The organism is Pleurocapsa sp. CCALA 161 (assembly GCF_003003995.1).
GTDB lineage: Bacteria > Cyanobacteriota > Cyanobacteriia > Cyanobacteriales > Xenococcaceae > Waterburya.
Window position 1 is genome coordinate 1 of the sequence record NZ_PVWF01000160.1, and the last position, 8,277, is coordinate 8,277.

An 8,277-nucleotide genomic window follows, 5' to 3' on the forward strand; every position below is an offset into this window, starting at 1 on the left:
AAATTTGCCCTGTAACACTTCTAGTGAATGTCAGACATACCGTCAGTGGCTACAAAACTTAATCATTGCTAAAACTGGTCAACCTGCTAAAGAGTTGGACATAGACCCTAATCCACCCTGGTTAAATAAAACCAATATTGCTCAAAGCGTTCAAACCAAAACCCAAGAACATCGTGTATCGTTGTCTTTAGAGCAGTGGTCTAATTTGAATCCTGCTCAACGTTTTGCTTTAATCAAGTTAAGTCGTCCTAGTCACGAAAATAAAAACTTTGTGCCTGCACTTCAAGAGTTTGGCATCTTGTCAATTGATTCAACACTCTAAGCTAATACTGTTCTTTTAGTCCCTCAAGTTATTATCGTTGTTGAGTAGATCGCCCCAACCTAGCTTATTAGCTTATTAGTAAGTCTAATAGTTAGGGCGATCGCACCTAGTTTGATTTAATTAGCTTACTTTGACTTTGGCGCTGGGTAGACTAGGTTAGCTTTTTGACTTTCATCCCAGTCAATTGAGTGGACAGGTTGTTGGTCAAAATCTTCACTTTGAGCCACTCGTGCATAAGCGATGGGAAAACTAGCAAAAAATAATCCCACAATTCCGACTACTCCCCAAACATATTTATGTAACTTGGTAGCTGTAGCTGTTCCTGTTGGCTTACTGTTTGCCAAATGATTTAGGTTGCTCGATGCTGACTGTTGAGATTGATCTGTATTCATAATTTTATTACCAAAAAAATTCGATTCGACTAGATATTGCCTTATTTAGGCATTAAAGGCATATAAGGAAACAAAGGATGCCAATTCATCACAGTTGCGGCAACCAAGAAAAAAAACAGGGAAAAGAAAATCGTATTTCCTTTTATTTCGCGATCGCGCCATAGCCAAGCGAGGAATAGCCAGCTAACCAACCACGTAACCAATAAAATAGTTTCTTTGCCAGTATAAGAACCAATTTCTCCGTACAGTGGATCGGCATTACGACTACCAGGAATCCATGCACCCAAATTCCAAATCAGGTCTTCATAACTTTTAAAAGTAGCTGCAAAATGCTGGTTAACCATCATAACAAAGCTAGCAAAACCAGCACTAATTAACGCAGCAGCAGCAGCGCTTGAGGTTTCAGGAGCCTTTTGAGAACCCCTAGCTAATCCTTGAGGAAATCTTTTGAGAGAATTGCCCAGTCGAACATACCAGGAAGACGGTGAAAAATAAGCTGATCTTGATTTAGTCATAAGCTGGATATTTTGAGTAGACAACGATTAATCTTTACCAAAAAAAGCACTTAAGCTAAAAGCCAAAAGCTTTCAGCTTCTTTAGATTACTTGGGTAAATAGCTAAGAGCTGATAGCTGGGGCGAAGCCCTTTACCAAGAGATACTTAACGAAAAGATATTTACCGAGAAATAATTACAAAGAGTGAATTCTCGCGACGTTTAAACCTGTCACTAACCCACCAATAGCAAAAAACATCATTGCCATCAGTGCAAAGCAAGTAGCGGTAAGTACAGAACGATTTTGTTTATCCAAAATTGAATCTCCATACTTCCATAAGCTCCAGGTACAGGCAATACCCAAAGGCAAGGTAAACAGTACAGTAAATTCGTGATATTCCATAAACAAGTAATGAACCAAAGGAGTATTTTCAGTTATCCAAGCCCTTGCGCCATTTAAAGGCGCTCGATAGCGCATATAAACCCAGTTCCCCGAAACAATCGCCATAAAAGACAAGCAGCTTGCCCAGAAGCTTAAAGTACGCATTTGAGGCAGAATTGCTGCGTTACCTCGCAGCAAAGGAAATGCCAAATGTCCCGCATAAGCAATTACTACTACGGCAAATAAGGAAGCACAGCCGTGGATTGCACCCATATAACGTTGCCAAGGACTAGGACTAAGCAAGTTTACCAGGGGCAAAAAGAGAAACAATCCAGCGGATATTAAACTCAAACCATAGATACAAACCGTGGCAATGTCTTTTTGCTTGAGCGGTTTATCCTGGGTCAAACTTTCCTCATGCTCCACCGATAAGGTATTTCGATTCATAAGACTAGATATTCTTTTAACTTCTATTTCACGCCAAGCAACTACCGACTACAGAATACCAAACCTCAACCACCAAAAAACTTCCGCATTCAAAACAAGGCAACTTGAACTGCTTTGCATTAATTTTTGCCAAGCTTTGAAGCACAATTGCAAATACTTGATAGACATTTTTTATTACTTGCTTGGCTAATTGTCATCCTACAGAAGAATGAGTTTTAAAAACAGTACCCAATATTATTGTTTCAATCCTTGAAACATACTATGCTGCATTGCGTACTATCTTTTTAGCCTCCTAAACATGATGCATTTGACAAACAATACTAAATCAAGCGAATTACTGTCAGTTTTTTTATTAATCTAATTTAATTTTGCTTAGTATTTTCTTGATAAATTGTTACAGTTTTCTCATTAAAATTTAATTACTGCACAACTTTAGTTTTTGGCAGAACGACGACAAAACTAGCAAAACTATATTTTCTAGATGATTCGTTAAATGATAATCTTGAAGATGGCAAAATTTTACACTTTTTTTAAGATTTTACCTGCCATATAAAACAGCTAACCACCAAATAGATATAAGAAAATGGTAGCCACCACAGATAAAACAACCACTGGTAAAATTACACGAATTATCGGCCCCGTACTAGATGCCGAATTTCCGAGCGGCAAAATGCCTCGTATTTATAATGCTTTAAAAGTACAAGCAACCAATCCTGCGGGACAGGAAGTTTCAGTTACCTGCGAAGTGCAACAACTACTTGGTGACAACCAGGTTCGTGCTGTTGCCATGAGTGGTACTGATGGACTAGTCAGAGGCATGGATATTGTTGATACTGGCGCAGCTATTAAAGTTCCTGTAGGGAAGGGAACTCTAGGTAGGATTTTTAACGTATTGGGCGAACCTGTAGACGAAAAAGGACCCGTAACTACAGATGAGACATTCCCTATTCATAGACCAGCTCCTAAGTTGACTGACTTAGATACAGCACCAACAGTATTTGAAACTGGCATTAAAGTTGTAGATTTGCTGACTCCCTATCGTCAGGGGGGCAAAATTGGTCTATTCGGCGGTGCAGGTGTTGGCAAGACCGTTATTATGATGGAATTGATCAACAACATTGCCATTCAACATGGTGGTGTGTCGGTATTTGGTGGCGTGGGTGAACGTACTCGTGAAGGTAATGACCTTTATAACGAGATGATCGAATCCAACGTGATTAATGCAGATAACCCCGAAGAATCCAAAATCGCCCTGGTATACGGTCAAATGAACGAGCCACCTGGAGCAAGAATGCGCGTGGGTCTTTCTGCTCTAACCATGGCTGAATACTTCCGCGATGTTAATAAGCAAGACGTACTGCTATTTATTGATAATATTTTCCGCTTTGTCCAGGCTGGTTCTGAAGTATCGGCTTTGCTGGGTCGGATGCCTTCTGCGGTGGGATATCAGCCTACTCTAGGGACTGATGTGGGCGATTTACAAGAGCGAATCACTTCCACTAAAGAAGGTTCGATTACTTCAATTCAAGCAGTATACGTACCTGCGGATGATTTGACCGATCCGGCTCCAGCAACTACTTTTGCTCACCTGGATGGAACTACAGTGTTGTCTCGTGGCTTGGCTTCTAAAGGGATTTATCCTGCGGTAGATCCGCTGGATTCTACTAGTACCATGCTTCAGCCAAGTATTGTCGGAGAAGAACACTACAACACTGCTCGTGCTGTGCAATCGACTCTCCAACGCTATAAAGAATTGCAGGATATTATTGCAATTCTTGGTTTGGACGAACTTTCTGAAGACGATCGCATCGTTGTAGATCGCGCGCGTAAAATTGAACGTTTCTTGTCTCAGCCTTTCTTTGTCGCAGAAGTATTTACAGGTTCACCTGGAAAATATGTTTCTCTAGAAAATACCATCAAAGGTTTTAAAGCCATTCTTAACGGCGAGTTAGATGATTTGCCTGAGCAAGCATTTTACTTGGTTGGCGACATTGAAGAAGCTAAAGCCAAAGCTGAGAAACTAAAAGCAGCTTAATCAAGAAAGCAGTGTAGCAGTAAGCAGGGGATCTTGAAGATCTTGATACTCTTGCTGCTTGCTGTTTAGACAGTTTGGTTAAGTTAAAGATCGGCAAAAAAATAATAAATAAATAATAGTTAAAGAAATGGCGTTAAGTGTAAAGGTAATAACTCCAGATAAGACAGTTTGGAACGACCAGGTAGAAGAAGTTATTCTCCCTAGCACCACTGGACAATTGGGGATTCTTTCAGGTCATGCTCCTCTGTTAACTGCTTTAGAGATCGGCGTGTTGCGGGTGCGTCCTGGGAAAGAATGGAAAGCGATCGCTTTAATGGGTGGTTTCGCCGAAGTGGAAAATAATGAGATTAAAATCTTAGTCAATGGGGCAGAATTGGGTGATAACATCGATCCCGATGCTGCTCGAAGCGAGTATCAATCCGCACAGTCGAGATTTGAGCAAGTTGGCAACAGTGATGACCGTCAAGAGAAAATTCAAGCAGAAAGCTCGATGAAAAGAGCTAGAGCGCGCTTTCAAGCTTCAGGTGGCACAGTCTAGTTAATAGATGACTATTAAATCTAAATCATAAATTCAATGCTAGAAAGGGCAGAATAGCTTTTAAATCTGCCCTTTCCATCTGTTTTTTGGCTGTGAGCCAAGATATTTTTTTAGTTTTGAAGCTCAAATCAAAAATATCTTTTTGGGTAGCAACTAATTTGTTCCAGTAAACACAATATTAGGGAACTTTGTTTGTGCCTGGGTCATGGGAGTAACTTTACCTCTTTCTGTCCAGAAATTAATTACTTCCGTTGCTTGGTTGAGAATATCAATATTTTCAGCTTCTTCAATCCAATGCTTTGAATCTAATTCGTCTTTAAGCTGCTGCCAGGCATCATTACGAGGCCAAAAGTAATAAGCTGTCAAGGGGCTAGTGCCTTTACCTACTACCTGATCTACAGCGATCGCCACGTTTTTATCTAACCACAGAACTTTTAATTTAAATCTTGCCTCTGACTCCAATTAAGCCTCCAATAAATTTATTTTAAGGAATATTTCACATAGTAAACCAACAATAATTATACAAGAATTTGACCATGAATCAACAATCTACGGCAATCGTTATTTTCGATATTGATGGGGTAATTCGAGATGTAGGCAATTCCTATCGTAAGGCGATCGCCGATACCGTAGAAGAGTTTACTAGTGGTGGATGGCGACCAACGATGGAAGACTTAGACAACCTTAAGTCAGAGGGAATTTGGAATAATGACTGGGAAGCGTCGCAAGAGTTGATCTATCGTTACTTTGAAGCTATAGACAAAACTCGCGAAGACGTTGGGTTAGATTACGATCGCATTGTCGAGTTTTTTCAAGAGCGTTATCGTGGCAAGCATCCAGAATTGTTTGATGGTTACATTGCTAATGAACCATTATTAGTAACTCCTAATTATTTCGAGCAATTAAGTAACAATCAAGTTAGTTATGGCTTTTTTAGCGGAGCAACCAGAGGTTCGGCAGAATTTGTCCTCAAACAACGTTTAAAGCTAGAAAATCCAGTGTTAGTAGCTATGGAAGATGCGCCTAGCAAACCAGATCCCGCAGGCATGTTTAAGGCGATCGCTCAAATTACAGCTAACTCTAATAATATCCCTGCATTCTATCTGGGAGACACTGTGGCAGATATGTACACCATAATCAAAGCCAAAGAACTTCAACCAGAACGTAACTGGCTGGGGATTGGGATTTTGCCTCCTCATGTACAAACTTCTCAGACAAGACAGGAAGACTATGCTCAAAAGTTACTTGAAGCTGGTGCGGAGATAGTTTTGAGTAATGTAGAAAAGCTTAACTTGCAGTTAATCAAGGAGTTGACAGGTCACTAATCCAGCAACCTTGGTCGCTTTGAGCGATCGCATTTCTTTTAATTACTTTTTAGATTAGAGAGCGCCCGTTTTAAAATTCGTTCTTGTTCTTCGGCATTCATGTTAGCAGAAATAGTAATTACATTTTTTTGGGGTCTTGACTGAAGCTCTTTTAAAGCTTCCTTATCATCGCGATTATTTAAAAGATATTGTTTTAATTGACTTTTAGTCATTGATTTATATTTCATCGCCAATTTCCACTTCTGCTGTTGAATCTGGATATACAGTTACCTCTATTCTGGCTTTTTTTCCTGCTAATATGAAAAATTTATTTGTGTCTTCATCGTAAAAAAACAATAATATATCCTGCTTCATGTCCGACAAAGCATGGCATATTTGAACTGTCTTGAGCAATTGCTCGTAATTCGGCATTTATCACAATTATTGTTTTTATGATAATCATTAAAAGCGATCGCTTGAAAATTAACAATATTTGTCTATCAATTGAGACAACTCAGATGGTGATGTGATGTGATAAATCCATTTTGTATCTTGGTAAGAATTGATTAACTCGATTAATTTTGTTCTGTATTGTTGATGAATCTGCCAAATCATCTTCAGTAATTTCCCTGTTATGGGCAACATGGGACATCCTTCTACAAAATCTGGTCGAGGACGAAATAGACACATAAATTGTCGTTTAATTGCCCACCAATAATGAATCCAAATTGCATGATCGATAAAAATAATTGTATCTGCTGCTGCACAACGTTTTTCAACTGATGACCATGATGCAAATCCATCAATAATCCAAATATCTCTGGCAATTAAATTATCGTGTTTGCGTTCAAATTCTTCTTTGGGAGTAGCTATCCAACCTGGATTCCATTGCAAGGAATCAAGACGATAGAGAGGTATGTTTTTAGTATTGCTTAACTGTCTAGCTAAAGTAGATTTTCCTCCTCCAGCATTACCAATAATCATGATTTTGCTGCCCATAAATTAATCCTCATCTATTAAATATGAAAGGAGTTGTCGTAGACCTATTTCTTAGTCACAGTTGAAAAGATTTCTTCATTTCGAACTGATCTTATATATTCTCTAAAGATGTGTTCTTTTCCGCCTTGACTTTCATACCATTCTCTAATTCTATTAATATGGGCGTTGTCACTTCGAACATTAGATTCAATTCTTTCATATTCTTTTATATTGTCATATTCCCAAATGGCGAATATCTCAACATCTCCATTTTCTAATGGCATCATCCAACGCCCGATAAATCTAGTTCCATGCTTTAATTGGTTGGGTAGATTGATCTCATTGAACAATTTATTAAAGGTGTCAACAAAATCTTCTTTAACGAGATAGTGCTTTCGACGGTAGAACATGAAAACTCCTAATATTTTGGCCTCCAACAAATATATGTATGCTGAAGGATTCAGGATAACCTTTTCGCATCAGGTGTACATAACGAAATTTATCCGCATACAACCTAGACAATAGAGTGTGATCGCCTAACAATCTTCTGCCCATAATACCAAAAAAGATGTTTAGGAAGCTAAATCGACATTCTTTAAAGCTAACTTATCAGGCTGCTGAGATGGCTACAGTGAGGTGCGAGGAGGTTGAGGTGTTTTTTGAAGAGCGATTCGCTTTTCCTCAATTTTCTAACATTCTTAAGAGGTTAGAACATAATTCTGCATTACTTCCTCCAAGGCAGTTTGGAGGCGATCGCGATTTTCAAAGTGATCCATTTTTTGTACTGGTTTGCCGTGCTGAAACAGCATAATTGTCGGCAAGTTACGGATGCGATAATGATTAGCTATTTTAAAATTTTCGTCAGCATTGATTGAGATTAGCTTAATCGAGCCTTTATTTTCTATAGAGAGTTTTTTTAAAATGGGTTCAATTAACCGACACAAACCACACCAAGGAGTCCAAAAATGTACCAACACAGGCTGCTCAGATTCAATAACTTCTTGTTGAAAGGTGGCTTCGTTAACTACAGAGATCATGTTAAATGAAAAGGTTTAATAAGAACTTGTTTTAAATGCTTGGAGCTATGCTACACCCAATTGGGATCACTGAAAAGGCTATATTTAATAGTTTCATCTGTAAAAGCAACCCCAAAAATCAGAAGGCTCTCTGAATCAGGGTTTTAGCCCTCATGCCTGGTGGGATCAAATTATGTAAGCGATTACGAAAAGCTAAATCTCAAGCTTTAATTTTAATGCTGAACGCTAGAGATACTATCGATAATAAGACAATCGGTTCAGCTTTTGCCGTACATTGAGAGAATTGGTATAGCAATATGTACTCAAGTTAGGATATTTACTACCTACTACCTACTACCTACTACCTACT

Annotated in this window: 13 protein-coding genes; 4 read left to right on the top strand and 9 right to left on the bottom strand. The window is 38.8% G+C overall.

Annotation, left to right across the window (positions count from 1 at the left end; translation table 11 throughout):
• The coding region (locus C7B62_RS22825; protein WP_199194339.1) for a nitrate reductase associated protein at positions 1-322 on the top strand (322 nt) is incomplete at its 5' end.
• 125 nt (positions 323-447) lie between these two features.
• Here C7B62_RS22825 and C7B62_RS22830 read toward each other — a convergent pair.
• The 3 genes from C7B62_RS22830 to C7B62_RS22840 form a co-directional block, all read right to left on the bottom strand.
• On the bottom strand, positions 448-714 hold the full coding sequence (locus C7B62_RS22830; RefSeq protein ID WP_106242890.1) for a hypothetical protein: 267 nt from the start codon (positions 712-714) through the stop codon (positions 448-450).
• A gap of 41 nt (positions 715-755) precedes the next feature.
• The gene (locus C7B62_RS22835; RefSeq protein WP_106242893.1) at positions 756-1,229 is read right to left on the bottom strand and encodes a hypothetical protein; all 474 of its coding nucleotides are present in this window, start codon (positions 1,227-1,229) and stop codon (positions 756-758) included.
• Between the two features lie 174 nt (positions 1,230-1,403).
• A complete protein-coding gene (locus C7B62_RS22840) occupies positions 1,404-2,036 on the bottom strand; it encodes a hypothetical protein (protein WP_106242897.1) in 633 nt (210 codons plus the stop codon).
• 583 nt (positions 2,037-2,619) lie between these two features.
• On the opposite strand from C7B62_RS22840, the gene atpD reads away from it, so the two are divergent.
• Positions 2,620-4,071, top strand: coding sequence for a F0F1 ATP synthase subunit beta (gene atpD / locus C7B62_RS22845; RefSeq protein ID WP_106242900.1), 1,452 nt, complete (start codon positions 2,620-2,622; stop codon positions 4,069-4,071).
• 127 nt (positions 4,072-4,198) lie between these two features.
• A complete protein-coding gene (atpC, locus tag C7B62_RS22850) occupies positions 4,199-4,609 on the top strand; it encodes an ATP synthase F1 subunit epsilon (RefSeq protein ID WP_106242904.1) in 411 nt (136 codons plus the stop codon).
• 153 nt (positions 4,610-4,762) lie between these two features.
• On the opposite strand, the gene C7B62_RS22855 is transcribed toward atpC, so the two are convergent.
• Positions 4,763-5,071: a 30S ribosomal protein PSRP-3 gene (locus C7B62_RS22855; protein WP_106242907.1), complete on the bottom strand. Its 309-nt coding sequence runs from the start codon at positions 5,069-5,071 to the stop codon at positions 4,763-4,765.
• Between the two features lie 74 nt (positions 5,072-5,145).
• Here C7B62_RS22855 and C7B62_RS22860 point away from each other — a divergent pair, with 74 nt between their 5' ends.
• A complete protein-coding gene (locus C7B62_RS22860; RefSeq protein WP_106242910.1) occupies positions 5,146-5,934 on the top strand; it encodes a TIGR01548 family HAD-type hydrolase in 789 nt (262 codons plus the stop codon).
• A gap of 38 nt (positions 5,935-5,972) precedes the next feature.
• On the opposite strand, the gene C7B62_RS25910 is transcribed toward C7B62_RS22860, so the two are convergent.
• The 5 genes from C7B62_RS25910 to C7B62_RS22885 all read right to left on the bottom strand — a co-directional run bounded on the left by C7B62_RS25910 (position 5,973) and on the right by C7B62_RS22885 (position 7,928).
• Positions 5,973-6,146 carry a hypothetical protein gene (locus C7B62_RS25910; RefSeq protein ID WP_158260734.1) on the bottom strand — a complete coding sequence of 58 codons (174 nt, stop codon included), beginning with the start codon at positions 6,144-6,146 and terminating at the stop codon, positions 5,973-5,975.
• A 4-nt stretch (positions 6,147-6,150) separates the two neighbouring features.
• Positions 6,151-6,345, bottom strand: a complete 195-nt coding sequence (locus C7B62_RS22870) for a hypothetical protein (RefSeq protein WP_106242956.1) — start codon at positions 6,343-6,345, stop codon at positions 6,151-6,153.
• Positions 6,346-6,396: 51 nt separating this feature from the next.
• Complete coding sequence (locus C7B62_RS22875) at positions 6,397-6,912, bottom strand: EutP/PduV family microcompartment system protein (protein ID WP_106242959.1); 516 nt, start codon at positions 6,910-6,912, stop codon at positions 6,397-6,399.
• A 44-nt stretch (positions 6,913-6,956) separates the two neighbouring features.
• A complete protein-coding gene (locus tag C7B62_RS22880) occupies positions 6,957-7,301 on the bottom strand; it encodes an NIPSNAP family protein (protein WP_106242961.1) in 345 nt (114 codons plus the stop codon).
• A 288-nt stretch (positions 7,302-7,589) separates the two neighbouring features.
• Positions 7,590-7,928 carry a co-chaperone YbbN gene (locus tag C7B62_RS22885; protein WP_106242964.1) on the bottom strand — a complete coding sequence of 113 codons (339 nt, stop codon included), beginning with the start codon at positions 7,926-7,928 and terminating at the stop codon, positions 7,590-7,592.
• Between the last annotated feature and the right edge of the window lie 349 nt (positions 7,929-8,277).